Raw genomic sequence first — 26,899 nt, forward strand, 5'->3', positions numbered from 1 at the left:
CCTAAAAAATAAGCATGCCAAGCGGCACGCTTATTTTTTTATGCTTTCATATAGCCTAATACGACACCGCCAACAATAATCAGCAGACAGCCGATAATGACATAATACATTTCTTTTTTCGTTTTGCGTTCGCCCAGAAGGAAAATCCCGCCTAATGTCGAAATGATGATTCCCATCTGTGACAAGGAGAATCCAATCGCTAAACCAATTTCCTTAACGGTTAACAGCATACAGATATTTCCGATTCCCCACAAAAGACCAGAAGCCATATTTCGCCATACATAGCGGTCCAGTTTAGCCTTGCGAAAGGCAAAGAAGCTGGCTCCAACTAACATACCGACACTTTGCGGCAAGATAATTGCCAATGGATCTAGTCCGGCCCAGGTAATAATAATTGTGTAAACGCCGTACCCTAACGTTGAAAAAATCAACGAGCGAAACCCTTTGCCGAAGTCCAACATACGGTCATCTGATTGCACACCACTCTCGTCATCCTTGCGAGCAGTTAAATAAGCCCCTAAAACAAGTAATGCCAAGGCGATAAAACCTAGGATAAAATCTTTTGTTTTCGTCCATTCATGGAAGAACACTGCACCAGCGACAGTATTTAAAATTAACTGAAAGCCCGTTGAGATCGGTAACCCTACCGAAACCCCCATGAATTTCATCCCGTGAAACTGACCGTTCTGCCCAATGGACCAAAAGAAACCTGATAAAAATCCGATTAATAAAATCCAACCACTCATAGCTGGCTGAACGATGAAAAAGGTCACTAATGCAAAAACAAAAGCCCCCATCGTCATTCCTAAGGTTTGCTGATTGGCGTCTCCACCTAATTTCCCGCTCACCAAACCAATACTTCCCCATGCTACCATTGGTATTAGGGCAATTAAAATACTCATAACCTTACTCCCTTCAATTCACAACTGAAATAGTTTAGCGAAAAAAAGAGGTTTTGGCAATCGAAAACTAGTAATTTATCGTTCTTCATGATAATAATCTAATCGCGGAAAAAATAAAGTCATCTTAGTGCCTTTATTCATTGTTGACTCTGCCGTAATAGCTACCCCTAATTTCTCAGCGAGTCGCTTCGCTAAGTACAAGCCAAGACCTGTCGAATGCTGCTGCGCTTTTCGACCATTTTCACCTGTAAAGCCTTTGTCAAAAATTCGTCCTAGATCCTCTGGTGGAATCCCAACGCCACTATCTTCTAGAATCAAAGAAGCTCCGGCACTTTTCGTCTCGATTGTAATAGTGATTTGACCATGATCTGGTGTATATTTGATGGCATTGCTCAATAACTGGCGAAAAATAAACTCGATCCATTTGGCATCGGTCAGCACTTTGGCATCATTTTCTGCTAGTGTCAATTGGAGGTTTTTTTGAATGAAATAATTGGCTTGACTGCGAATGATCGGCTGAACAATTTTTTTCAATGAATATTCTTGAATCAAATAATCATTTACAAATTCGTCCGAACGAGAATAATAGAGAATCTGTTCCACATACTCATCAATCTGTTGAAGTTCATTTTGCAGCAAAACAAACTTTTCATCCGGAATATCAAATTCAATCGCATTCAAAATCAAATCGACTGCCGCTAACGGCACTTTTATTTCATGAATCCAAGAATCCATGTAATCTTTTTGATCCTTTTGACTATCCAACAATTGCTCCATCATCGAATGATGCTCTCGTACCTGCTTATTGACGTATTCCTGAATCAACACTTCCTCATTGTTTGTCGCAGATTCGACAAAATGCTGCAAATGAGACTCTTCCTGTTTATCGAATTCCTTGTACCATTTTTTTCGACGATAATAATCAATCGTGAAAAAAAGGAAGACGAGAAAGAGTTGCAAAATCAACAGATACCCCAGATTGTCCCAAAAGCCGTGTAAATCCGGTGTTAGCCAGACCATAAAAACCAGTAGTGAACTTAAGACTGCCCAACCTAATAAAACCAGTAGACGATCCTTTAAATACTTGATAAATGTCATGGCCGCTCCTTATGGGACAATGTAGCCTTGTCCAACCTTCGTTTGAATGTAGTCATCAATTCCAGCTTGTTCGATCTTCCGACGCAGACGATTGATATTGACTGTTAGAGTATTGTCATCGACAAAGCGTTCATCGTCCCACAAAGCACGTAATAATTTATCACGGCTTAAGATTTTCCCGTGTTGCTTCATCAAAATGAATAGGAGCCGGTACTCATTCTTACTAAGATCAACGACTTCACCATTAATTGTCATACTGCTGTTGTCAATGTTCAACGTGATGCCATTATGCTCTAATTCTTCACCGCTCTCAGCGTAATTGTATGAGCGGCGCAACAAGGCATTAATCTTCGCAACTAATATGTCTACTTGGAAAGGCTTTGTAATATAATCATCCGCCCCCATGTTCATCGCCATGATTTGATCCATATTGGTATTGCGAGAGGAGATAAAAATAATCGGTACCTTGGAGACTTCACGAATTTTTTGGCACCAGTAATACCCATCATATACAGGAAGATTGATATCCAACAACACAAGCTGCGGCTCCGTCTCTTCAAATTCTTCAAAAACCTGGTTAAAATCAGTTGCCTGATAAACATCGAATCTCCATTTCGTTAGTTCTTCGCCAATCAGTTGCCGTATTACCGCTTCATCTTCAACGATCATGATTTTTGCCACTTTATTTTCTCTCTTTCTGTTGTTTGTCTGGTTCCAAATATCTGACGTTAAGAACCTGTCTCGAAACCTTTTTTATCATCATATCAAAGAACAGAAAAAAAATGAAAGACGATCCATCTTAAATTAATTTTTAGTAAAATCGATGAAGCCTAGATTATCGTCAATCATCCCACCTTCTCCAGATAAACTGAATGTGCTCAAGCGTGGATTAAATTTAATGTGCATTTCTTCCTGCAAATCTTCCTTCGAATACCCTTTGATCCAAAAGTCGCCAATATTTGATGGGATTTTTTCGTCATAACCTGCTTTTTCTATATCAGTGGAAATAATATTAATGGAAAATTGTGTCTGCATGTGAATCATGGCATGCTGCGAATACGCTCCGACCCCATCTTCAAAAGTTAATAATAAAAGCTTATCCACTCCTAAGTGTTCCGAAATTTTTTCTTTTGCTGCTTCATCAAGTGTGATTTCCATCTGTCTCTCTCCTATTCTGAAATTTTTCGTTAGAAATTGCTCTATTAAAAGAATACAAAAAAACAAACCCCTTTTTCTGATTCCTATCATCAGACCAAGGGGCTTATTTTGCAAGCAATCTTACTTATTCAATTGCTGGTCAATTTTCGTTAGATCAATTTGCGTATTCTGAGCTAAAATTTCACGGAATATAGGTAATTGCTTTTGAATTTGATCGGCTTGATCATTTTCTACCTGCATCACTAGCAGCGGTTCATGCAGACTTAAACGTAAAAGCATCCAGCCCTGTCCATATGGATCGGTCACAGAAAAGCGAACACCTTCCTGATTCTCAGAGTTTTCCGCAAAGCCGTCATGTGTTGGCAGCTCCTCACGGAATTTCTCGATCATCTGCTGCCCAGCCTCTTTATAATTCTCTCCACTAATGGTATAGCGAATTTCTAGTGTTTCAACAGGCTGTTCCAATTCCGCCATCAAATCTGTCAGTTCACGATTTTCTTTTTGTAGTTTTGGTAACAGCATCAAGACTTTGGCGATGACGTACGCACCATCATCTAAGAAATAATTTTCTTTGAACGCCGCGTGGGAACTCGTTTCAATCGCCAATTGGCAATCAATACCTTCTTCGTTAAGCTCGATCGCTTTATTGATTACATTGCGGTAGCCTGAAATATAGCGATATTGCTTGCCGCCTTTTTCTTCAATGAAGTTTTTCAGATGATCCGATGTTGGCGAGTTGGTTACAATCGTACTTCCTGGATGCTCCTGCAAAACGATGGCCGATAAAACGGCAATCAAATTGTTCCGGTTAATCATTTGTCCATCCTTTGAAACGATCGCTGAACGATCGACATCCGTATCAAAGATGACTCCCAGATCGGCTTGATTATTTAGTACCGCTTTTTTGATACTTGCCATCGCTTCTTTGTTGTCTGGATTTGGAATGTGGTTAGGAAAATTACCATCAGGCTCTAAAAATTGCGAACCACTGGTGTCCGCACCAAGTACAGCTAACACTTTATCTGCAAAATATCCGCCAGCACCATTTCCAGCGTCAACGACGATTTTCATATCCTTTAACGGCTGCTCACTGCCGCTGCCACGTTGGATCTTTTCAACTAGATCTGCTGCGTAACGAGACAATAAATCGGCCTCGGTTACATTTCCTTTCGCCGCTTCACTTGGTTCAGTATGGGACAAAATGTAGGCAATATCACTTTTTTCTGCGCCGCCTGCTTGGCTGAAAATTTTGATCCCATTGAAATAAAATGGTAGATGACTTGCCGTCAGCATGATCCCAGCATCACACGCAAACTCTTCAAACTGCGTTGCCATAAACAATGCAGGCGTCGTTGATAAGCCAAAATCCAATACTTCACAGCCAGCTGCTTCAAAAACAGCTACCATCGCATCCTTTAATTCTGGACCAGTTAAGCGGCTATCATGCCCAATCCCAATTTTGAAAGGACGCTCTAACCCCTTACTCGTTAACCAATTAAGAATCCCGTTTGCGATTAAACGAACTTCTTCGGCCCCTAAGTTCTTCACTTTATCCTCAGCAGTGATAGCGATTCCACGAATATCCGAACCATTTTGCAATTTTGTTAACGCCATTGATGAATTCCTCCTTATTCCTATTAATGTATTTATTTTTCTTTCAGAAAAATTAGTCTGATCTTCATACCGTGTACCATCCAACTAAGTATCTCTAACTTTTATTCATTCTGATGCCTTTTTTGGTCTACTCACTAAACAATCTGCGAAAAGTTGGACTGGCATCCGTATTCCTATTAAGGTATTTATTTTTCTTTAAGAAAAATTAGTTTGATCTTTATGCCGTATACCATCCAACTAGGTGGCTCTCACTTTTATTCATTCTGATGCCTTTTTTAGTCTACTCACTAAACAATCTGCGAAAAGTTGGACTGGCATCCGTATTCCTAGAATTCTACTTTTAGTCTATTATACCAAAAATCCCGAAAAAGAAAGCCTTTTCCGGGAAATTTTAACAATTTAAGTATTTATTACTCTATTAAATGACACGCGACTGCGGATTCTTTTTCGCCTGTCGTTTCTTTTTCCAGCGAATTCTCCAATCCACTAATCGATCCATGACAAAGGTCAAGCCTTTGAACAACCAATAAATGCCAAAGGTTAATGGAATCACGAAAAACAAATTGCGATTCCATAATTTATCAAAATCGAAAAATTCTCTAAAGAAAAGATAACAACTTAGGTAGGCTGTACTCAAGGCGGTAATCAGTGCAATCTTTTTCTTATCTAATGGGAAAGAAACTTTGTATAAAACCAGTAATCCTACACATCCTGTCAAAAAAACAGACATAGTCGACGTCGCCTGATAATCTAAATCAAACAACACATTCGCCAATTGAATAATCATTACAGCACTCACAACTGTCAAAGCCCCAGGCAAAGAGACCCGTAAAATATTATTCAAAAAGTCCCCCTTTATCCGTTCATAACTTGGCTTCAACGCCAAGAAGAAGGATGGGATTCCCACAGTTAATGCATTGATCGGTGTTAATTGCACCGGTTCAAAAGGATATGGACTTGCAATGATCATGAAGATTACTGCGAGTAATAACGAATAAATCGTTTTGACCAAGTACATTGAAGCCACACGTTCAATATTATTGATTACCCGTCGCCCTTCGTTTAAAACATTCTGCATTCGGGCAAAATCAGAATCTAATAAAATCACATCGGATGCCGCTCTTGCCGCACTGCTTCCATTTGCCATCGCCACACCAATATCTGCTTCTCGCAATGCTAACACATCATTGACGCCATCTCCGGTCATACAAACGGTATGATTGATTTTTAACGCTTGAATCAAAGATTGCTTTTGCTTTGGCGTCACTCGACCAAAGACTGTCGTTTGGTTTACTAAAGCTTTGTAATCAATGGGCTCATCTAAGCCGGACATATCAATAAACGTTTCGGCATTTTTGATTCCAGCCTTTTGTGCGATTTTCGAAACCGTTAATGGATGGTCTCCAGAAATAACCTTCAATTGAACATCCTGTTTCGCAAAATAACCAAAGGTCGCCTGCGCATTCTCTCTCAAATTATCTGAGATAATCAACGTTGCAAGCAATCGCGGCTCATAGACAAGTTCTTCTTCCAAGGTCCCTGGATACTCCACCAAAACGAGTACGCGTTGGCCTTCTTCCAAATAGGGTTGGATCTTGCTTTGCATTTCTGCGGTCATTTCTTTGAAGATAAATTCTGGCGCACCAAAAGCGAAGCTGCCTTGATCCTTAAAGGACACGCCACTCCATTTTCTTGCAGAAGAAAACGGGATAACTTTTTCTGCTTGCCAATCACTGACTGCTGGAAAAGCCTTACGTAAGGCTGTTGCTGTCGCATTTTGATCCTTCAAGTGATGCAGGAGAGCACCCATGATCGTGTTTACACGATTTTCTGAAACTTCCCCCAGCAATGCTTGTTCAAATTTTAGTGTGCCGTCAGTGATTGTTCCTGTTTTGTCTAAGCAAATCACATCAACTCGCGCCAACGTCTCAATAGATGGTAAGGCCTGCACGAGTACTTTCTTACGGGCCAGATTCGCTGCACCAACTGCAAATGCGACGCTGGTTAACAACATCAGACCTTCTGGAATCATGCTGACTAACGCAGCCACCGTTCCTAAAACAGCCTGCTTAATGGATGCAGATGCTTGGTATTGACTATAAAATAAGCCTAATCCTACTGGGATAATCACAATCGTTAGAACAGCAATCATTCGACTCAAGACCTTTGTCAATTCTGAGTTCTCTGTTTTTTTCGTTTTTGCTTCACTGGTTAATTGCTCTGCGAAATTATCTTTTCCCACAGCCGTTCCTTGATAGAAGCATTCCCCGGCAGTGACGAAGCTGCCGCTGAACAATTTATCTTGCAAAGTCTTTTGTACGCGATCCGCTTCACCAGTCAGGAGTGACTCATCTACTTCGACCCCTTCACCCGCTAATAAATTCCCATCTACTGGGACCTGATCGCCATTTCGCAGATAAAGAATATCCCCCAAGACGATAGCTTCCTGATCAATCTGCTGCAACCGTCCATCTCTTAAGACAACTGCTTTGGTTTTGGCCAAGACCGATAATTTATCGATGGTATGTTTTGCTCTTAATTCCTGGATAATTCCAATCAAGGTGTTGATCACCACAACACCAAAAAACAAGGTATTCTTTGGCGAACCTACTAAAAGCACGAATAAGGCCAATACAAGGTTTAGAATATTGAAGATATTGATCGTGTTTTCTTTAATAATTTCTTTGTCTGACTTTAACAAGTTCTCTTCCACTTGATTCGTCTGACCGTCTTCTATTTTTCGCTGCACTTCGGAAGCTGTTAGACCCTCTAGCTCTGCTGGGATCTCAACTGTATCAAAATTTTCTTCCACCGTTTGAACTTCTTTCTTTTTCTTCATCCGGTTTCACCTCACTCCATTTGTAACAACGCTGTATCACAGCGAAAAATAAGTTTTCCCTCTATACTTATCTTAACACGACTTGCTTTTTTAGTCGGTTTTTAGCTTTAAACGCAAGCATCTCTTAAAATGTGAATCATTAGAATAAATAAAAAAAGCCGCTGTAAACGACGGCTTACTTTTGAACAGAATAAACATAGTGAGGCATATCTATGCCTCGATGATGCTTGATAAATTCTCCGCAACGAGTCATGCCATTTCTTTCAGCAACCCTTTGAGAAGGGACATTCGTATCACGGATAATTGAAAAAAACTCGTCTGCCTGTAGCATTTCAAAGGCATAGTTTTTACACGCCATTGCCGCTTCGCTTGCATATCCTTTGTGCCAAAACGCTCGTTGGAACAGATAGCCGATCTCTAACACTTGCTCCCCAGCAAGCTCCTGCCATGTTAAGCCACATTAGCCGATCATTTCGCCTGTTTCCTTTAAAACCGCTGCCCACAAACCAAAGCCATTCCGCTGATAACTCTTTAACTGTTTATCTAGCCACGCTTGAACCTCAATGTCATTAAAGGCTCCTTCATAAGCATACATGGTCTGCTCATCCTGTAAAATTTTACTTAACGCTTCTCTATCCGATGGTTGCAATTCTCGAAGGTAAAGTCTTTTCGTTTCTATCATCTTCTTTTCATCTCCAAACAAGCTTAATCGTCACTTTTCAGACAGCTTAAGAAAGGCTTCCTTCACAATAAAAGCATGCCGCGAGGCTTCCGCGGCATGCTTTGTCTTAAATATCTTTTGGTACATAAAAACTGCGATTATCCAATCCAAAGATACGCTCGGTATATGTCCCTGGCTCTGCATTTTTCACAGCACTCGACATCATTTGCATCGAAGCATCAATGTTGTCGATTTGGTGCAGGATTTCTGCTTCCATGATGCGTGGGCGCACAGGAGATCCGTATTCCAAAAGTCCATGGTGTGACAAGACCATATGACGCAAGACCACTATATCTTCGTCAGCATCATTGATTTTCAATTCAGCACAGGCTTTCGTGATTTCTTCATCTACCAAAACAAGGTGGCCGACTAAATTACCTACTACTGTATATTCAGTCGAAGAAGGACCTGTTAACTCGATTACCTTCCCTAAATCATGAATGATGATCCCAGCATAAAGCAATGAGGTATTTAGCTGAGGATATTCCTTCGCGATCGCCTTGCCTAAACGCAGCATCGTCAACGTATGGAATGCCAAGCCACCGGCAAATGCATGATGATTGCGCTTTGCTGCGGGAAATTCGAAAAATTCCTTTTGATATTTGTTCAGCAAGAAACGAACGATCCGATTCCAATGGGCATTGGTGATCTCAAAAAGTGTCTTATTAAACTCTTCCTCCATATCCTCGCGCTTGATCGGTGCACGCTCCATGTATAGAGCTGGATCATTGGGTTCATCTGGCTTCGTTGTACGCAGATGCATGATCTTCACCTGTGGGTTCCCTTGATAAATTTCGCGTTTGCCGTTTAATAAAACCACTTGTCCGGCCTTGTATCGCTTAATCTCTTCCTCAGAAGCATCCCAAAATTTGCCATCCACCGTTCCAGAAGTATCTTGGAAAGTAAACGCGATAAATTTTTTCCCATTTTTCGCTAAGCGAACGTCGGCGTTCTTAATTAGCACGTACATCTCAAACTGTTCATCAACTGTCAATTCTTTGATTTTTTTCATCGTTGGACTCCCTTCAATTCCCAGACTGGCTGGTGAAGCTCTTGGTAATAGCTTACCATTTCTTGGTCAGATGACAAACAAATGACCTGATAATTTTCACTAAAATGCTGTAATAATTTAGCAAACTGATATTTTCGCTGATGATCATAATGGAGCCAACCATCATCAATGATTACTGGACACAATGGGTGTTTCTGTTGTAAAGCAAGATAAGCAAAGCGAAAGGCCATCATCACTTGATCTTTGGTTCCTGTGGAAAGATTATATATACTCATCTGATCGACGGTCAATAGTCCTTCTGAAAAATCTAAACGACTGTGTGCATTATTGGTTAACTCTTGGAAATAGCTCGTTGCCTGTTTTAGCAGCTCAGGCAGCTGCTGCTCAGATAATTCCGTGGCGATATCCTGTAACAACTGGTTCTCCAGCTTCGCCAATGCATAATCCGTCGTTAAATTTTCAACTAACGCCTGTTGCTGGCTGATTTGTTGATATAGACTGTCCAGTGTGCCATCTGCTTGCATTTGTTGAATCTGCAAACGTGTTCGCTGCTCTTGCTCCTGTAATTGCTGGAGCTGAGCTTCGCCAGCTTGAATCTCCTGCTGTAATATACGCAAGCCTTCTTCGATTTCTGCAAGGGTTGTTTCCTCTTTGAATAATGGGGCGACACTCTTGGTTAGTTCTCTTAACCGACCTTGCTTTTGAACCACCTCGGATTCCCGCTGTAAAAATGCGGGAATCTCTGATGGATACGCCAAATGTACTTTTTCCATCAAAGGATGATACTGCGTTAAAAGCTGTTGCTGATGCTTCTGTGCTTCATGGATGCGTTGCTGCAAAACTGTATTTTCTTGATAGGTTTGAGCAAAACGGATCTGCTCCATTTCCTTAACAAACTGCTCTAACACTGCAAACTTTTCAGATAGATTTTTTTCATGAAGGGGTAGCCACTCTGTCAAAAAGCCAAAACGCTCTTCCTGCTGCATCAAATTTTGACGTAAAATCGATTGTCGCTGCTGAAGCTCTTTGTTTGTTTTCAGTTGTGCTAAATAATTTTGTGCCCGTTGATTGTCCTGCACAACCGCAAACTCGTTCTCAGCATCGGCTAAATTTCTTCGCCGTAATTCATTTTGGAGCTGATCGAATAGGCGTTGGACATTGCGCTGACTCTTAGCCGCTTTTTCTGTCATTTCCGCTACCTGTCCTTCGTAAACATCCAGCTGTCCAAGTTTTTCCTGCCAAGTATCTTTATTTGCAGGTTTGCTCTGCTTCAGCACCCCGCCGATACCGCAAGCAACTGCTGCTACGACCAACACATAGCGCAAAGGGGCAGGAAGCAAAAAGGCGACGATCAAACCAACAGCTGCACCAATCAACAACCACGGCGGATTCTTTTTGCGGTTGAAGAGTTCAGGGTGCTTCTGTTCATAGTCATTGAGGCTAGCTTCTGCTTGATCTCGCTGTTCTTTGACTAAACGCAGACGAATTTGCTGTTCCTCTAGCGCTTTTTGCTGTACCTGCAGCGGAGCGAAAAGCTTTTGAATTTCTTGCTCATCTGCAAACGGTTTGGGTAGATTTTGCTCCCAGTTCGTTGGAACTTCGCTGACTTGTGCCAGCTTCACTGCGATTCGCTGTTCTTCATCCAGCATTCGTGTGATAGTCACTTTTTCAGCTACTATTTGCTGGATCTTCTGTTCGTTTTCCAAGTAAAAATAATAGCGTGCTGATTCCTGATTTCCACTGTGCTGTTGCAACGCAGCATGTAATTTTTCCTGTTCTTTCATTAATTGTTGATACTCTTGATAAAACGCTTGAAGCTCTGCCTGTTCCGATTCACTAGCTGATAGCTGCAACTCCATTTTCTTTAACTCTAAATATTCTGCGTATGCTGACCAGTTCATCCGCTGCTGTTCCAGACCTAATTGACGCTCCTGAAGGTTGCGATTCTTTGTGGCCTGTTGCGTTACCTGCCGCTTTTCTTCATCTGCCTGACGTACCAGTTGCTGAAAGCCGGCCTCCTGTGCTTCTTTTTCCTTGATCTTCTGTTGCAGGGCTTGATACTTCTGCAAAGCCTGATTCAATGGCTGTTTGCGTCCGCGTGGCCGATAAATCGCTTCAAACATATTTTTCAGTTGCAGCCGTTGTTCAAATAGTTCATTGCTGCCGGATAAGCCCAAGGAGATTAACGCTTCATGCAAGTTTTCTTCACTTAGAGCATCTAACTGCTGAAGCTGCTCCTGCTGGAAGGTAAACACTTGACGAAACAGCTGCTGGTTCAACGGATAAAGAATTTTTTCCAGTAATTCTTCTTCCCCTTGCTGACCGTCTTCCATCCAGACTTTAGCCTTGCCTTTATTTTTTGCCTTGTATCGCTCGATCGTCACTGTGCCATACGTCGGATGGACGAGCAATAAGCGTCCGCCAAAACCACTGCCATCATTCGGTGTATAATCTTGACCTTTTTTACGCTTCGCGGGAAAACCGAATAAGATTGCTTGGATGAATTGATACAGCGTTGATTTTCCCGCTTCATTTAATCCATAGACTAACTGATTTTTTGCTTCAAATAGGAAGGTCTGCTGACGCCACTTGCCAAAGCTTGTGATCTCCGCTTTTTTAATCCACATCGGCTTCCCTCCTAAATTGATAGCTTTGCTCCATTTTTTCTTTTAGTCTTTCCATCGTTTGCGTTCGAAACGCTTGATCCATTAAAGGGTGAAGCTGTGGATTCTGGTCCAAATCATTCAATAATTCATTAAATATTTCTGGTGTTTCGTACGTCAGGATCAAATGATCAATCAACTGATTGTCCACTGCCAGATAAGGCTTTTCCTTCGGTAACTCTGCCAATGATAATTGCCAAAGACCAATCTCTGGTGCGGTTTCCTCTTGCAGCGCCTCTAGTAACTCTCCTGAGGCGATTTGATACGTCAGCTCTGAACCCACATTTTCTGCATCACTAAATTCTAAATGCATTAAGGTTGGTCCATTTACACTTAGGCGACGGACTAATGGAAAAATTTCCCGAGGTTGTCTAACTTTTGCTAAAGACAATGTCTGCTTTTCCCAGCGAACAGCTTCCACTGGCACCGCTTTTGGAATCAGTTGATTTCCTTGGCTCTCGACTACGATCACACCTGCGAGATTCATCTCTTTTTGTGTATGCCCTTGTGGTGTTCCAGGATAAATAACATAAGGCTGCTCTGCCAAGATTTGCGGAACGTGAATATGTCCTAACGCCCAATAATCATAGCCTTTTGAAGATAGCTCCGATAATTGAAATGGGGCATAAGGCGCCTGTCCACCGTGATACATACCAATGTGAAAATCGACAGCACCCTTCCGAGGAAACTTCTCAGCCATTTCTTCGATGATCGTTGGGTGTTGATAACTAAAACTTGTGATCGCGATCTGCTCTCCGGCTCCTATAATAAAATTTTTCGTTTCGACTTGCTCCCCGTCGAATATGTGAATAGTATCTGGAAAAGCAAACCAATAACGATCTGCTTGATAAAAGTCATGGTTGCCAAAATTCATAAAAACAGGAATGTTTGCTTCATCTAAACGCGCCATTTCTTGAAAGAAATAACGTTGTGTTTTTAACGTGGGGCGATTTTGATGAAAGGTATCCCCTGCCAATAAAATGAAATCGACGGCTTCCGTAATCGCTGTATCTACAATATTTTGCAGCATCTTCTGATTGGCAGTTGCCAAATATTTTCGAAAATGCTCTGACACAGTAGTCAGTCCTTCAAAGGCGCGATCCAAATGTAGATCCGCCGCGTGTAGGAATTTCATTTTTTCTCCTCCTCACATACAATGGTGCTGAACTTTAGAATAATCAGCTTTTAATCCAATCTATTTTAACATAAAAAAACGAAAGTCTGTTCGTATTTGAGAAAACATTTTAAAAAGGAAATTCTCGAAAAAAGAAGGCAGATCAATTAGAATGAAAGTAATTGAATGGAGTGAGCGAAATGAATAAAGAAGAACTTATCAAAAAAGCCAAAGAACTCTTAAATGAAGGCAATATTGACAAAGCCAAGGCGTTTATCGAAGACCATAAGGACGAACTGGACGAATATTATGATAAAGCCAAAGTATTATTAAAATCCGAGAAATTCGATAGTTTGAGGGATCAATTCAAAAAATTCTTCTAAACAAAAAAAGTTAGCCGTGTGGCTAACTTTTTTTATTCCATCTGGTTTAAAACTTCATAAATATGATCAGCGGTCTGACCTAAAGACTGAACCTGATTCGTATTCGCCAATAAAATAATAAAGGTCAGTCCTGTATGGGTAAAGGTATTGATTGTATTAAATCCACCAAGAACCCCGTGGCTAGAGTAACTCCCAGGATTCACATAGAACCCCATCCCATAAGTAGAAGCACTGCCTGCCGTCAGCATTTTACTTTTTTCTTCATCATTGATCAATTTTCCCTGCATCAACGCCTGATCAAACAAATAAAAATCGGTCGCTGTCGTATAAATATCGCCTGCACCAAATAATTGAGTAAGATTTGGTAACTGCGTTTTTTCTAAACGGCCATTTTTTTCTTTATAGCTTTCTGCCAAGTCAGTGATTGCTTTAGTACTTTGATAGAAACCTGTATTTTGCATGTTGGCTGGCTTGAAAATATGCTCTTGGATGTACGCCTGCACCTTTTGTTTGCTAACTTGCTGAAGGATATAGGCTAGAACTGCATAATTACTATCCGAATAATGCCAAGTTCCTATTGGGGAATCACTGCCCGCCGCTTCGATCTCCTGAACAATCTGCTCCGGCAAAATTTCTTTACTTCCCTCTGTGCGTCCCGTTAATCCACTGGTATGATTAAGCAGATTCTTCAGTGTGATTTGCTGTCCATTGGGAAAAGCTTTTATGTATTTCGCCACAGGATCCTCGATCTTCAATTTACCTGCTTGTTCCAACTGTAAAATTCCTGTGGCAATCATTGCTTTTTGTGCTGAGCCGATATAATACCGAGTCGTTGGTGTATTTTGCATTTGCTTTTCTTGATCCGCCAACCCATAAGATTGATTTAAAATGACTTGACCTTTACGTACTACCAACGCAGTCCCTGAAAAATGCTGACTGTTCAAAAAAGTGTCTAACTCTTGATTGGCAGTCGTCGGCAAGACAATCGCTGCTTTCTCTTTTGGCTTCACTTCAGTTTCTTCTAGTGATGAATCTTTCGAAGACCTAGTCGAGGCAATTGTTGTCTCTTGTGTTTTTTTTGCATGAAAATCTAACGCATTTGCATGCCAAGCTAATAAACAGCCGATAACCAACAGGACTATTCCACTGCCTCCAATAACTATTTTCTTCATTCTTTCTTCGCCATCCTTATGGCATGAAGTATAGCAAGTTTCGATAAAAAAAACTGTGATTTTTTCTCATCTATCATTTTTATTCGTTTCTTGTAAGATTCTTGTAAGCTAAAAAAATTGAGACTGGCAGCTAGCTCAGTTTTTGAGTGTTCATTTTTCTAAACACCAGAAAAATGAGCTTATTTTCGTACGCATACCATCCAACTATACGACACGTAATAGAATGGAAGGTTAATAAATGATTGGACTTTCCTTCAATCATAAAACTGCGAAAAGTTGGACTGGCAAAAAAAAGCTGCGACGCGGGGGCGTCGCAGCTTCTATCTCTGATTAACCTTCGTACAATTCACGAATTGGAGTCATGATAATGCGGTTCAAATCGTTGATGATTACGCTGAAAGCTTGTTCTTTCACCATTAATTCATTGATCAAATCTTCTTGTTGAACCTTCTCTGCTAATGCTTGTGCTTGTGCTGCATCTTCATCACTGAAGTCTTCACCACGCATTTGTTTTTCTTGCAGACCTTGTTGGAATGCTTGGAAGTCCTTGAACGCCGCATAAGCTGTTTCATTTTTCTTTAATTCCGCAAAAGCTGCTTCTAAAGATTTAAATTCTGGTAGTTCGCGGATTTCGCGTTCCAATCCGTTCGCTGAATCGTAGATGTTTGCCATTTTTTTATTCCCTCATTTTCTATAAAAGTTACTTTTCTATTGTAACATGAATGGAAACGGGTTCACACCCTAATTTCCTTGTTGATATTGTTGCCATAGTTCTTGGCCTTTTTCTTTCAACTTATTAGCCCCTTCTTTAGCCTTTTCAAAGAAGTTTGCAGCACCTTCACTGGCTTTTCCGCCAATTTCTTTTAATTCTTCCCGCCATTTATCCGTGTCCGAATTGTCCGCGCCTTGGTTCACTTCATTTGCCGCTACAACTTTTCCGCCAGTCACGTAAGCGTCCGCGACATCAAAGGAATATTGTCCGGCATATGGTAGGATAGATTCGGCTTCGGCTTTGAAAACCTGCCCGACTTCTGAACCGCTTGTCCCGCTCAAATAATGTGTCTCACTGACCTTTTCAAAACCTAACCAAGTAGAAATCACGACATTTGGTGTATAGCCAATGATCCATTGGTCATTGACCTTGTTTGCATCAAAGTTCGTTTCAGTCGTTCCCGTTTTCCCAGCAACTGTGAAGCCTGCAGGAGCTGCCTGAGCTGCTGTTCCGTTTGAAAAAGTACCTAGGAGCATACTGGTCATTTCATTTGCCACTTCTTTTGAAATCACCTGCTCATATTTCGGCGAGCTATTATCTTCAATAACCGCTCCTGTAGAATCAATAATTTTTGTGATCAAATGCGGTTGATATACTTTTCCTTCATTCGCAAAAGCACCATAAGCGGCCGCCATTTGCATCGGTGAGGTCCCTTTTTCTAACCCACCTAAAGCTAATCCGTAGTATTTATCTGATTTACTTAATGGGATTCCAAATTCTTCGGCTTTATTATAGCCCTTATTCAAGCCAAGCTCATGTAGCAACCAGACGGCTGGTAAGTTCAGACTTTGAGCCACCGCTTGATACATTGGCACTTCCCCTTGATAGGTTCCGTCATAGTTTTTCGCTTTATAGTACGATTGCGGTTCGTCCTTCAGTACACTATCAGGTTTGTATCCAGCTTCTAAAGCGGGGGAATAAACACTTAACGGTTTCATTGTAGATCCAGGTGAACGCTGCATTTGAGTCGCAAAGTTATAGCTGCGGAAAATGTGTTCTCCACGACGACCAACTAACGCTTGCACACCACCGGTTTTGGGATCCATCGCAACAGATGCCGATTGCGGCATTGCGCCATCCGCAGCATTCGCTGGGAAGTTTGCGTTGTTGGCATAAACAGCTTCCATTTGTTTTTGATAATCCTGATCCAATGAGGTGTAGATTTTATAGCCTTTATTCAGTAAATCCTTTTCAGACATTCCATAGCGTTCCACTGCTTCATCGATGACGGCATCAAAGTATGAAGGGTATCGATAGCCCGCATCCGCTGAGGAATACGTATCATTCAATTCTGAACCCAGATCAACGGCTTTTTCTTGCGCCTCCTGTTCTTTGGACAGCTTACCATTTTCTACCATAACAGATAGTACAGTATCGCGACGATTTACTGCATTTTCTAGATTGTCAATCGGATTATAAATACTTGGACCCTTCAGCATCCCCACGATCGTCGCTGCTTCACCAATCGTTACCTGATTCGCATCTACACCGAAATATTTTCTCGCTGCATCCTGAACGCCCCAAACCCCATTCCCGAAGTAGGCATTATTGAGGTACATCGTAAGAATCTGATCTTTGTCATATTTCTTTTCAATCTCGATTGCCATGAAAATTTCTTTGGCCTTCCGTTCAAGCGTCTGATCGAGACTCAAATAAGCATTTTTCGCCAGCTGCTGGGTCAAGGTACTTCCTCCACCAGTAATATGACCTGAGGTAACCAAACCTAGCGCGGCTCGAGCAATCCCTTTGATGTCAAATCCATGATGGTTATAAAAATTTCGATCCTCTGTAGAAACAACCGCATCCTTTAAATAAGGAGAAATCTGGTCACTTTCCACATAGGTTCCCTTCTGTCCATAGAGAGAACCGGCTTGTTCATTCTTTTCGTCATAGATAACCGTCGATTGCTTCAAGCTGGACTGCAGCGTCTCCACATTCACCGACTTCGCTAAGAAAAATAGGTACACACTCATCACTAGGATGCCTACAAGTGTGATTAAGAGCAAGATTTTATTGATATGATATTTTTTCCAAATACGTTTGCGCCAATGGTGAAAACGAATCAAATAAGGCTTGATCCACTCCCAAAAGGTTTTTGTCCCGCTACGGAACTTTTGCCAAAAAACCTTCGCACCACTTTTAAATTTGCGCCAAAATTCCTGAAAATCCATGTTTGGTCTCCATTCTATACAAATTTCAGACACAGTGTATCACAAATGACCGATTCTATGCTTGGGTCTCCAGACCGATACACACTTGAGAGTATTCTAGCATGGCCTATCAAGGAAAAGCTGATTTTTTTCTTAAATATCCGTTAAAAGTGATACAATAAGCCGGATGAATGATTTATTTTACTCAATAAAAAGAAAAAATAAGCTTCAGCTACTTACTCACTTAAGTAACTATCCTCTTATTTTAAACCCGTCTATTTTAGTTACTATCCATTTACAACTATAAAAAGGAGCTATTCAATGAAATTTACCATGACTCTGCCTGAATATACTGTTGAAATGCCTATTAAAGATTTACTGGAGCAGGAATGGCTAGTCCCGCGAAAGGTTCGCCATTTTATTCGAACACGCAAAGGCCTGCTGATTAATGGCGAAGTTTGTCATTTCCAATCAATCGTTCACCCTGGAGATACGATTACTATCCTTCTTGAGGCCAGCGATTATCCGGAACGGAAGATCCTGTTGGGCGACAAAAAGCAAATTAAGGTACTTTACGAAGATGAACATTTAATCATTGTTAATAAGCCCATAGGCATGAAAACCCACCCCAATCAGCCAGATGAGCGCGATACTTTATTCAATCATTTAGCCGCCTATTTAGCGCCAGATTTCCAGCCTCACGTGGTTCATCGCCTAGACAAAGAAACCAGCGGCGCGATTGTTTTTGCGAAAAACCCTTTTGTCTTACCAATCTTAGGGCGTCTATTAGAGCAAAAAAAAATTTATCGTCGTTACCAAGCGGTCGTTCACGGAACAATCAAAAAGGATTTAACCATCAATAAAAAAATTGGCCGTGACCGGCATGATCGTCGCAAACGAAGAATCGATCCAAAAGGTGGTAAGCCTGCCATCACTCATGTCACTGTCGCCGAGCAATCAACAAATCAAACAGCGATTTTTTGTCAATTGGAAACCGGCAGGACTCATCAAATTCGCGTTCATCTTGCTAGTATAGGGCACCCATTAATCGGAGACCCCTTATATAGTAAAAATCCCCGCGGACGATTAATGTTGCATGCTTATGAATTGCATTTGCTCCATCCTTTTACCAATCAGAAAATAGCCGTACGAGCTTTACCAGGATTATGGTGAAAAAGAAACCAGTTCGGACAGAGTGGCTCTGTTCAAACTGGTTTTTTTCCATAAAAAAAGCCAAGATCTCATTGTGAGGTCTTGGCTTGAAATCGTCTATCTAGTACCAACCGTTTGCTTGCCAGAAAGCTTGCGCGCCTTCCCATGAGCCATAACGAGAAGTTACATATTGATCAGCAACACGTTCTTGGTTTGCTTCAGAATAGTCACCATTTAAGTATGAAGCTGATAATTGGTAACGTCCGATGTATTGACCGTTAGTAGCTGAATAAGAACCGCCTGATTCACGTTGAGCAATCCATTCTTTTGCTGAAGAAGTTGTCGCTGCAGTCGCTGCTGGAGCTGCTTCTTGTACTGGCGCTGCTTGTTGAACAGGAGCTGCTTGTGTTTGTTGTACAGGAGCTGTTGCTGCTTGTACTGGTGCCGCTTCTTGTGCAGGTACTTCTGTGGAAGCTTGAATTGTTGTTGTTTCTTGAACAGTTTCAACTGCTTGTGTTTTTTCTTCTTTTGCTGCTTTTCCTTCACTATCAATCGTTAATTCTTGACCAGCAAAGATCATGTTTACGTTAGAAATTTTATTTGCTTTTGCAATTGCTTCTACTAAGCTGTCGTTACCAGCAAACTTGTGTGAGATTTTTGATAAAGTATCGCCCGCTTCTACTGTGTATGTTTCTGAAGCGTGTGCATCTGTAGCTCCCATCGCTAAACCTGCACCTGCTGCTAATACTGTACTAAAAAGAAATGTTTTCCCTAATTTCATTATGTAACTTCCTCCGATTTTTCTTATGTCATTGTTCTTCTGTCTTCTTGACTACGAGTGCTACTTTACCATCCTTTTGTATTTCATGGGTAATATTAATGTAACAGTTCATTACAGAAACATAAAACTATGTAACAAAACGCCGGCGTGTGTGTCACTTTGAAATATATTACTTTTATTCTTATTAAATAAAAGTCAGTATCCAAGCCTTTTCCAGCAGATGTAACTGTTTTACTCTTGTATTACAAAAATTATCTTTAGAAATATTGCAATCTTTTTGTAAAGAAAAGAAAAGAAAAAACCTTGTTCTTTTTGAATTATTTTGCAAATATTTTTTGTAGAATTTGAATTTAATCGTTGATTTATAATAAAAAAATACTTCCGTTCTATATAAAAGAACGGAAGTAGAAACAGTTTTATTTAATATGAAGTCTTCTGCGCCATTTTCTTGCCTGCGGCCCAACTAATTTGTCAACTAAGCGTATCTTCAAACTCAAATAGAAATAAACCAATCCGCCAGCTCCCGCCGTCAGTAGACAAATAACAAGAGCTGAAACCCGAGATGAAGGATCAAAGGCTAAATAGCTTAATTGCCGAACAACAACAGCAACAATCAGCATTAGGATCGCTAAAATAAAAATCAACACACAGCGACGAAGAGCCAGCTTATAATTGGCGTGGACGACTCTTCGTAATTTCCATAAGCATAAGCCGCAGGTAAAACTTAGTCCGATAAATGTAGCAACTAAGGGTCCATAGACTTCCAGTAATTCAATTAACGGTACCTGGATGACTATTTTTAACAGCAGCCCAGCTAACCAATACCTCACAGCAATACGGCTGTGGGAGATGCCTTGCAAAGTCGTGGACAGCATCATAAATAAAGCTGAAACAAATCCAGCCCAACAGGCAGCAACCAAGACGCGACTCCCTAATAGATCTGCTGAATAAAAGACCGTATTCAAAGGATAGGCCAACAAAATCATCCCAAAAACAGCCGGCAGCATGATAAAAGCAAACAATTGGATATTCGTGTTCACCAGTTTAGCCAGCTCTGGCCGACGTCGTTGCGTGAAAAGTTCCGTCAACATCGGCAAGCTTGTCAATGCTAAAGAGGTCCCTAAGGCAACCACCACCATCGTCAGCTTATCTGGGTTCGCGCTGAAAAGGGCATATAAGGCAACTAATTGCTCGTGGCTATAGTTCGTGTTGGCACTCATCGTATGGATAAACGTGACCTGATCTACTAATTTATAAATGGTGATTCCGCTTCCTAGTAAAATAAAAGGGATCGCTTGGCGAACCGTTTCAATCAATAATTTCTTTGTGTCAATCGCCACTTTATTCCGACTAGGTTGAAATTGCTTGTTTTCTTGCTTATGCTTTTTGAACCAATAAAAAAGTAAAACAGCATAAGAACCGATCATCCCAACTGAAGCCGCAAAGGTCGATTGAATCACTGCATTTAAGTAATCGCCTTTCATAACCTTCATGATGATGAAAACACTTAAAAGCATGTATAGGACTCGAAGCGCCTGTTCAACTAATTGAGAAATCGCAGAAGGCCGCATATCCTGCTGACCCTGAAAATAGCCTCGTAAAACGCTCATACATGGAAAGGCCACGACCGCGATGCTCAATGCCTGGATCACAGGAATCAGTTCACGACCCCCACCTGATAAACCAGCTAATAACGGAGCAGTGAAGAACATGACTCCACCAAAGACAACCCCTAAGATCGCTGTTGCCTGCAGAGCCTTGATGAATAACCGATGACTCGTTTGATAGTCACCCATAGAATTGTAACGAGCGACCTGCTTCGCGATTGCCCCAGGTAATCCCGCAGTGGAGATCATCATGAACAACGCATAAAAGGTATACCCCATATTAAATAAGCCATTCGCCGCTCTGGCATTTTCTCCCATCCAGGCGTACCATGGAATAATATATATTGCCCCCAGCAGTCGGGAAAAAATACTTCCGATCGACATCCATGCCGATCCCTGAATCATTTTCTCCTGATAGCTCAGATCACTTGGTCGTGTCTCTTTCATGGTCTCCTCCTTAAAAATCGTTACTCTTATAGTAAAGCTAAATCGCGTTCCTGACAATCACTCTTTACTTTTTCTAAGCCTGAGCTATGCTATAATAGCCTAGACTATATATTGGAGGTCTCAACATGCTGACACTTACCCAAATTCAACAAATACTTGAAAAAGAAAATCTTTTACGGGAGTTCATCACACCAACGCATTGGACACTGACTGCTCCCTTTGATAAAGACTTCGAAAAAATTTCTTACGACTCACGTGAAGTCGATAGCACCACACTTTTTTTCTGTAAGGGCAATAATTTTCAACAGCGCTTTTTAGAACAAGCACTGAAAGACGGTTTAACCTGTTATATTGCAGAACAGCCCTACGAGGTGGCGGCAGAATTGGCGATTATTGTAACCGACATTCGTAAAGCGCTAGCCGTTCTAAGTATGGCATTTTACGATTACCCGCAAGAAAAATTGAAGCTGATCGGCATCACCGGAACGAAGGGAAAAACAACCGTTGCTTATTTTACAAAACAAATTTTAGATCTCGCTACAAATAAAAAGACCGCATTGCTATCTACTTTAAATACAACCTTAGACGGCGTTACTTTTTTCAAATCAAAGCTGACAACACCAGAATCTTTAGACTTATATCGCATGATGGCAGAGGCCGTAGCAAACGGTATGACACATCTAGTCATGGAGGTCTCTTCCCAAGCCTATAAAGTCGCACGCGTTTATGGCTTAACTTTTGATGTAGGGATCTTTCTAAATATCTCGCCTGATCATATCGGACCCATTGAACACCCAACGTTTGAAGATTACTTCTATTGTAAACGACAATTGGTGGCAAATTCTCGTCAAGTCATTCTGCAGCATGAAATCGATCATTTTGATCTGCTGCAGGAATTAGCCGAAAAACAAATGATTCCCGTTATTACTTACGGGAATGAGGCAGCGGATTATCAGGTGAAGCCGTTAGACCATCCGCTAGCATTTGCTCTATCCAGTGCAGAGGATCGATTGGAGCTAAATGGCGAGTATAAAATTTTGCTGGCTGGTGATTTCAACAAGGAAAATGCCGCTGCTGCCTTAATCGCTAGTGCGTTAGTAGGCGCAGATCAAGCAGCCGGTCGCCAAGGTCTGGCTGAGGCCTTGGTCCCTGGTCGAATGAACCTGCTGCTAAAATCAAATGGCGCCCACATCTATGTGGATTATGCCCATAATTATCTAAGCATGAAATCCTTGTTAGCCTTTGCGAAGGAGCAGCACCCGAACGGGAAACTTCTGGTCATCACCGGCTCTACCGGTAATAAAGCAGAATCTCGCCGTGACGGACTGGGACAAGCGATTGGAGAATATGCCGACATCGCTGTTCTGACTAGTGACGATCCAAACTTTGAAGATCCAAAAAAAATCGCAGACGAAATCCAGCAAGGCATCCAAAACGATCGTGTCCATGTCCACTTTGAAGCCGATCGCAAGAAAGCCATCAAAGAAGCGATTCATAATGCCGGACCAAATGATGCCATCATTTTGGCTGGAAAAGGAACCGACAAATATATGACCGTCAATGGTGAAGATCTTCCTTATGAAGGTGACTACCATTTGGCTGAAACGTTTATTAAAGACTAACGGGGCACCCCGTTAGTCTATTTTTATCCTTTCACTCACGTACTTAGCTTCTCTATACAATTCTTCGATTAGATCCTTTGCTGGCTTCACTTGGGTCAGTAATCCGGCAATCTGCCCAGACATCACGCATCCTTGTTCAATATCTCCCGGATCTGCTGCAGACCGTAATGCTTCCAATGTAAATGCCTCATTCGGTGACTCTGTCGTCAAACGATTTTTTAATCCGCGGATCGCTCCACCTTTACGAATCACTATTGTAGCGGTATCGTTTGCTCGGATAATCGCCTTCTGATAGTTTTCGTGAATGGGACACTCTGCTGCTAGCAAAAAAAGCGGTGCCCATTTGACCCCCCTGTGCCCCCAAAGCAAATGCCGCCGCCATCCCGCGACCATCACCGATGCCTCCTGCTGCAATCAATGGTAGCTCAGTCGCTTGTGCTACTTGCGGTATCAGCGTCATCGTCGTAGTCTCACCAATGTGTCCGCCAGCCTCCATTCCCTCAGCAATGATCCCGTCAACACCCAATTGCTCCATCTTTTTCGCTAATTTCACGGAAGGAACGACAGGGAAAACTTTGATCCCAGCCTGTTTTAGCTGTTTCATATGAGGTTTAGGTGTTCCTGCACCAGTCGTAACGATTTTTACTTTTTCTTCAATCAGTAGGTCAACTTGTTCCGAAATATTGTCCATTTGCAGCATCAAGTTAACAGCGAAAGGCTTGTCTGTACGTTTTTTCGTTTCACGAATCTGTTCTCGCAACTCTTCCCCACTTAGTCCACCTGCCGCAATAATTCCTAATGCACCGGCTTCTGATACCGCACTGACTAACGGATAACGGGCGATATGAGCCATTGCTCCTTGAAAAATCGGATATTGGATACCTAACAACTCAGTAATTTTCATCAATTAAATCCCTCGCTCCCTTTTTCTCCATCCTAGCACAGCTGAACAAAGTGCCGCTCCATATTTTTACTAAAAAAACTACCCCGTAAATAAATACGAGATAGTTAATTTGGCTAATTTGCGACAATATTGACCAATTTATTTGGTACAACAATTACTTTACGAATCGTTTTGCCTTCAATATTTCGTTGAATGTGCTCATCTGCCATTGCAAGTTTTTCTAACTCCTCTTTGGCTAAATCAACTGCAACCATTACTTTTGAACGAACCTTGCCGTTGACTTGCAAAATGACTTCAATTTCATTTTCAACTAGCGCCTCTTCATCATACGTTGGCCAAGCAACATGAGAAATGCCGCCTTCATGTCCTAGGATCGCCCAAAGCTCTTCTGCAATGTGCGGTGCAAGCGGCGCAAGCAATTGAACAAAGCCTTCCACGTATTCATAAGTTAACGCTTCTGCTTTATATGCGTCATTGACGAAAACCATCAATTGAGAAATGGCTGTGTTCAAGTGGAGGTTTTCCATATCTTCGGTTACTTTTTTAACGGTTTGATTGTAGACCTTAGTTAATGACCCATCGTTGAAGGTTGTGATATGATCTCGCATTTTACCCTCTTCATCCACAATCAGACGCCATACGCGATCCAAGAATTTCCGTGAACCTTCAAGTCCGTTCTCACTCCAAGCAATCGATGCATCCAATGGTCCCATGAACATTTCGTACATCCGTAAAGTATCGGCCCCATATTGTTCAACAACATCGTCAGGATTTACCACATTTTTCAATGATTTACTCATTTTCGCAGGCGCTTCTTCTAGTTCTTCTCCTGTTTCGATACTGAACCATTTGCCATCGCGTTTTTCTACCATGTTCGTTGGTACTAACGCCCCACGACTATCACGGAAGCTTTGGCCTAAGATCATCCCTTGGTTGTATAATTTTTGGAAGGGTTCATTTGTTGGCACCACACCGATATCATACAAGAATTTATGCCAGAAACGCACATACAATAGATGCAACACCGCATGTTCAGCTCCACCGATATAAAGATCCACCGGCATCCAGCGTTTCAGTTTGTCATAATCCGCCAAGGCTTCTTTGTTGTGGGGATCGATGAAGCGCAAGTAGTACCATGAGCTGCCTGCCCATTGCGGCATCGTATTGGTTTCACGACGACCTTTTTTACCGGTAATCGGATCCACTACATTGACCCATTCTTCAATGTTGGCCAATGGAGATTCACCCGTTCCGCTTGGTTTGATGTCTGTTGTTTTTGGTAATTCCAAAGGCAATTCATAATCAGGCACTAAACCAGTTGTTCCATCTTCCCAGTGAATGACCGGAATTGGTTCACCCCAATAACGTTGACGAGAGAACAGCCAGTCACGCAGACGGTAACTGATTTCTTTCTTCCCACAGCCATGTTCTTCCAACCAAGCAACCATTTGATCAATGGCATCTTGTTTATTCATTCCATCTAAAAATTCTGAATTGATATGTGGTCCGTCACCTGTGAAGGCTTCTTTCTCAACATCGCCGCCTTCAAGTACAGGAATGATTGGCAGACCAAATGTTTTCGCAAATTCATAATCTCGTTCATCATGGGCAGGAACCGCCATAATAGCACCTGTTCCATAAGAAGCTAAAACATAGTCACCGATCCAGATTGGCATTTTTTCACCGTTGACAGGATTAATCGCATAAGCCCCTGTGAAGACTCCGGTTTTTTCCTTCGCCAAATCTGTCCGATTCAATTCTGATTTTTTCGATGCTTCTTCGATGTAGGTATCAACAGCCGCTTTTTGTTCAGCTGTCGTAATCTTTTGTACCAAGTCCAACTCTGGTGCCAACACTGCATAAGTCGCGCCGAACAAGGTATCTGGACGCGTGGTAAAAACAGTAAAGGTTTCATCGCTGCCGTCAATTTTAAAGCTGACATTCGCACCGATTGAGCGGCCAATCCAGTTCCGTTGCATTTCTTTGATACTTTCTGGCCAATCCACCGTTTCCAAATCATCTAACAAGCGATCGGCATAAGCAGTAATTTTCAACATCCATTGACGCATAGGTTTACGAATTACATCATAGCCGCCGCGTTCACTCTTGCCATCAATCACTTCTTCATTAGAAATAACTGTTCCTAATTCAGGAACCCAGTTTACAGGAACCTCCGCTTCATAAGCTAATCCTTTTTCATACATTTGTTCAAAGATCCATTGAGTCCACTTGTAATACTCAGGATCTGTTGTATTCAACTCGCGATTCCAATCATAGCTGAATCCTAGCGCATTGATTTGACGCTTGAAGGTTTCGATGTTTTTCTTAGTAAACTCCGCAGGATCATTTCCTGTATCCAAGGCATATTGTTCTGCTGGCAAACCAAAAGCATCCCATCCCATTGGATGTAACACGTTGTAGCCCTGCGCCCGTTTCATTCGTGAAATGACGTCTGTTGCTGTATAACCTTCCGGATGTCCTACATGCAAGCCCTGTCCAGATGGATACGGAAACATATCCAAGGCATAAAACTTTGGCTTTTCAGGATCATCTTGGGTATTAAAAACATTGTGCTTTGCCCAATATTTTTGCCATTTTTTCTCAATCGCTTTGTGATCGTAACTCATGTTGCTCCTCCTAATAAATAAACTTATTTTGTTTGTAATAATAATATAGCTGCAGTTTCTAAAATGAAACTGAAAAACTAAGACACTTCCTTCTACGAACTCGCTAAAGCGAGAAGTAGAACTGACAGCTAGCTCAAAATGAATGAATGAATTTTCCTTAC

18 protein-coding genes and 2 pseudogenes are annotated in these 26,899 nt (G+C 41.6%); 3 read left to right on the forward strand and 17 right to left on the reverse strand.

The features are described from left to right. Positions 1-38: 38 nt before the first annotated feature. The 10 genes and pseudogenes from J9537_RS12760 to J9537_RS12805 form a co-directional block, all read right to left on the reverse strand. A complete protein-coding gene (locus J9537_RS12760; protein ID WP_010745367.1) occupies positions 39-902 on the reverse strand; it encodes a GRP family sugar transporter in 864 nt (287 codons plus the stop codon). Positions 903-977: 75 nt separating this feature from the next. Then, complete coding sequence (gene sapS / locus J9537_RS12765; protein WP_010745366.1) at positions 978-2,000, reverse strand: two-component system sensor histidine kinase SapS; 1,023 nt, start codon at positions 1,998-2,000, stop codon at positions 978-980. A gap of 9 nt (positions 2,001-2,009) precedes the next feature. Further along, positions 2,010-2,681, reverse strand: a complete 672-nt coding sequence (gene sapR / locus J9537_RS12770) for a two-component system response regulator SapR (protein ID WP_010745365.1) — start codon at positions 2,679-2,681, stop codon at positions 2,010-2,012. Positions 2,682-2,804: 123 nt separating this feature from the next. Further along, positions 2,805-3,158, reverse strand: a complete 354-nt coding sequence (locus tag J9537_RS12775) for an iron-sulfur cluster biosynthesis family protein (protein ID WP_010745364.1) — start codon at positions 3,156-3,158, stop codon at positions 2,805-2,807. 120 nt (positions 3,159-3,278) lie between these two features. Next, a complete protein-coding gene (locus J9537_RS12780; protein ID WP_010745363.1) occupies positions 3,279-4,772 on the reverse strand; it encodes a phosphohexomutase domain-containing protein in 1,494 nt (497 codons plus the stop codon). Positions 4,773-5,190: 418 nt separating this feature from the next. Next, the gene (locus J9537_RS12785) at positions 5,191-7,611 is read right to left on the reverse strand and encodes an HAD-IC family P-type ATPase (RefSeq protein ID WP_010745362.1); all 2,421 of its coding nucleotides are present in this window, start codon (positions 7,609-7,611) and stop codon (positions 5,191-5,193) included. Between the two features lie 175 nt (positions 7,612-7,786). Continuing rightward, a pseudogene (locus J9537_RS12790) lies at positions 7,787-8,293 on the reverse strand (GNAT family N-acetyltransferase). A 106-nt stretch (positions 8,294-8,399) separates the two neighbouring features. Continuing rightward, positions 8,400-9,344 carry a 3'-5' exoribonuclease YhaM family protein gene (locus J9537_RS12795; protein WP_010745359.1) on the reverse strand — a complete coding sequence of 315 codons (945 nt, stop codon included), beginning with the start codon at positions 9,342-9,344 and terminating at the stop codon, positions 8,400-8,402. Beyond that, the gene (locus J9537_RS12800; RefSeq protein ID WP_010745358.1) at positions 9,341-11,971 is read right to left on the reverse strand and encodes an ATP-binding protein; all 2,631 of its coding nucleotides are present in this window, start codon (positions 11,969-11,971) and stop codon (positions 9,341-9,343) included. Before J9537_RS12800 ends, J9537_RS12795 begins: the two co-directional genes overlap by 4 nt. Next, entirely contained in the window at positions 11,961-13,142 is a 1,182-nt protein-coding gene (locus tag J9537_RS12805; RefSeq protein ID WP_010745357.1) for a metallophosphoesterase family protein, read from the reverse strand. The genes J9537_RS12800 and J9537_RS12805 overlap by 11 nt, the downstream gene beginning before the upstream one ends. Positions 13,143-13,321: 179 nt before the next feature. Here J9537_RS12805 and J9537_RS12810 point away from each other — a divergent pair, with 179 nt between their 5' ends. Further along, positions 13,322-13,504: a hypothetical protein gene (locus tag J9537_RS12810; protein ID WP_010745356.1), complete on the forward strand. Its 183-nt coding sequence runs from the start codon at positions 13,322-13,324 to the stop codon at positions 13,502-13,504. A gap of 32 nt (positions 13,505-13,536) precedes the next feature. On the opposite strand, the gene J9537_RS12815 is transcribed toward J9537_RS12810, so the two are convergent. The 3 genes from J9537_RS12815 to J9537_RS12825 form a co-directional block, all read right to left on the reverse strand. Next, positions 13,537-14,676, reverse strand: a complete 1,140-nt coding sequence (locus J9537_RS12815; protein WP_010745355.1) for a serine hydrolase domain-containing protein — start codon at positions 14,674-14,676, stop codon at positions 13,537-13,539. A 330-nt stretch (positions 14,677-15,006) separates the two neighbouring features. After that, on the reverse strand, positions 15,007-15,348 hold the full coding sequence (locus J9537_RS12820) for a YlbF/YmcA family competence regulator (RefSeq protein WP_010745354.1): 342 nt from the start codon (positions 15,346-15,348) through the stop codon (positions 15,007-15,009). 69 nt (positions 15,349-15,417) lie between these two features. Continuing rightward, positions 15,418-17,619 carry a PBP1A family penicillin-binding protein gene (locus tag J9537_RS12825; RefSeq protein WP_010745353.1) on the reverse strand — a complete coding sequence of 734 codons (2,202 nt, stop codon included), beginning with the start codon at positions 17,617-17,619 and terminating at the stop codon, positions 15,418-15,420. A gap of 300 nt (positions 17,620-17,919) precedes the next feature. Here J9537_RS12825 and J9537_RS12830 point away from each other — a divergent pair, with 300 nt between their 5' ends. Next, complete coding sequence (locus tag J9537_RS12830; RefSeq protein WP_010745352.1) at positions 17,920-18,771, forward strand: RluA family pseudouridine synthase; 852 nt, start codon at positions 17,920-17,922, stop codon at positions 18,769-18,771. A 100-nt stretch (positions 18,772-18,871) separates the two neighbouring features. On the opposite strand, the gene apf is transcribed toward J9537_RS12830, so the two are convergent. Together apf and J9537_RS12840 are read right to left on the reverse strand one after the other, a co-directional pair. Next, positions 18,872-19,531: an aggregation-promoting factor gene (gene apf / locus J9537_RS12835; protein WP_010745351.1), complete on the reverse strand. Its 660-nt coding sequence runs from the start codon at positions 19,529-19,531 to the stop codon at positions 18,872-18,874. A gap of 416 nt (positions 19,532-19,947) precedes the next feature. After that, the gene (locus J9537_RS12840) at positions 19,948-21,585 is read right to left on the reverse strand and encodes a putative polysaccharide biosynthesis protein (RefSeq protein WP_010745350.1); all 1,638 of its coding nucleotides are present in this window, start codon (positions 21,583-21,585) and stop codon (positions 19,948-19,950) included. 125 nt (positions 21,586-21,710) lie between these two features. On the opposite strand from J9537_RS12840, the gene J9537_RS12845 reads away from it, so the two are divergent. After that, the gene (locus J9537_RS12845; protein ID WP_010745349.1) at positions 21,711-23,207 is read left to right on the forward strand and encodes a UDP-N-acetylmuramoyl-L-alanyl-D-glutamate--L-lysine ligase; all 1,497 of its coding nucleotides are present in this window, start codon (positions 21,711-21,713) and stop codon (positions 23,205-23,207) included. A 12-nt stretch (positions 23,208-23,219) separates the two neighbouring features. Here J9537_RS12845 and J9537_RS12850 read toward each other — a convergent pair. Together J9537_RS12850 and leuS are read right to left on the reverse strand one after the other, a co-directional pair. After that, positions 23,220-24,111, reverse strand: a pseudogene (locus J9537_RS12850) (NAD(P)H-dependent flavin oxidoreductase). Positions 24,112-24,224: 113 nt separating this feature from the next. Continuing rightward, positions 24,225-26,738 (reverse strand): leucine--tRNA ligase, encoded by a 2,514-nt coding sequence (gene leuS, locus J9537_RS12855; protein WP_010745347.1) that lies wholly within the window; start codon positions 26,736-26,738, stop codon positions 24,225-24,227. Positions 26,739-26,899 lie beyond the last annotated feature (161 nt).

Source organism: Enterococcus raffinosus, assembly GCF_019175485.1.
Classification (GTDB): domain Bacteria; phylum Bacillota; class Bacilli; order Lactobacillales; family Enterococcaceae; genus Enterococcus_A; species Enterococcus_A raffinosus.

Coding starts and splice junctions, on each gene's coding strand:
- J9537_RS12805 (WP_010745357.1), bottom strand. CDS start 13,142: ATGAAATTCCTACACGCGGCGGATCTACATTTGGATCGCGCCTTTGAA.
- J9537_RS12820 (WP_010745354.1), bottom strand. CDS start 15,348: ATGGCAAACATCTACGATTCAGCGAACGGATTGGAACGCGAAATCCGC.
- J9537_RS12840 (WP_010745350.1), bottom strand. CDS start 21,585: ATGAAAGAGACACGACCAAGTGATCTGAGCTATCAGGAGAAAATGATT.
- J9537_RS12830 (WP_010745352.1), top strand. CDS start 17,920: ATGAAATTTACCATGACTCTGCCTGAATATACTGTTGAAATGCCTATT.
- J9537_RS12810 (WP_010745356.1), top strand. CDS start 13,322: ATGAATAAAGAAGAACTTATCAAAAAAGCCAAAGAACTCTTAAATGAA.
- J9537_RS12815 (WP_010745355.1), bottom strand. CDS start 14,676: ATGAAGAAAATAGTTATTGGAGGCAGTGGAATAGTCCTGTTGGTTATC.
- J9537_RS12785 (WP_010745362.1), bottom strand. CDS start 7,611: ATGAAGAAAAAGAAAGAAGTTCAAACGGTGGAAGAAAATTTTGATACA.
- leuS (WP_010745347.1), bottom strand. CDS start 26,738: ATGAGTTACGATCACAAAGCGATTGAGAAAAAATGGCAAAAATATTGG.
- J9537_RS12760 (WP_010745367.1), bottom strand. CDS start 902: ATGAGTATTTTAATTGCCCTAATACCAATGGTAGCATGGGGAAGTATT.
- J9537_RS12845 (WP_010745349.1), top strand. CDS start 21,711: ATGCTGACACTTACCCAAATTCAACAAATACTTGAAAAAGAAAATCTT.
- apf (WP_010745351.1), bottom strand. CDS start 19,531: ATGAAATTAGGGAAAACATTTCTTTTTAGTACAGTATTAGCAGCAGGT.
- J9537_RS12825 (WP_010745353.1), bottom strand. CDS start 17,619: ATGGATTTTCAGGAATTTTGGCGCAAATTTAAAAGTGGTGCGAAGGTT.
- J9537_RS12775 (WP_010745364.1), bottom strand. CDS start 3,158: ATGGAAATCACACTTGATGAAGCAGCAAAAGAAAAAATTTCGGAACAC.
- J9537_RS12800 (WP_010745358.1), bottom strand. CDS start 11,971: ATGTGGATTAAAAAAGCGGAGATCACAAGCTTTGGCAAGTGGCGTCAG.
- J9537_RS12795 (WP_010745359.1), bottom strand. CDS start 9,344: ATGAAAAAAATCAAAGAATTGACAGTTGATGAACAGTTTGAGATGTAC.
- J9537_RS12780 (WP_010745363.1), bottom strand. CDS start 4,772: ATGGCGTTAACAAAATTGCAAAATGGTTCGGATATTCGTGGAATCGCT.
- sapS (WP_010745366.1), bottom strand. CDS start 2,000: ATGACATTTATCAAGTATTTAAAGGATCGTCTACTGGTTTTATTAGGT.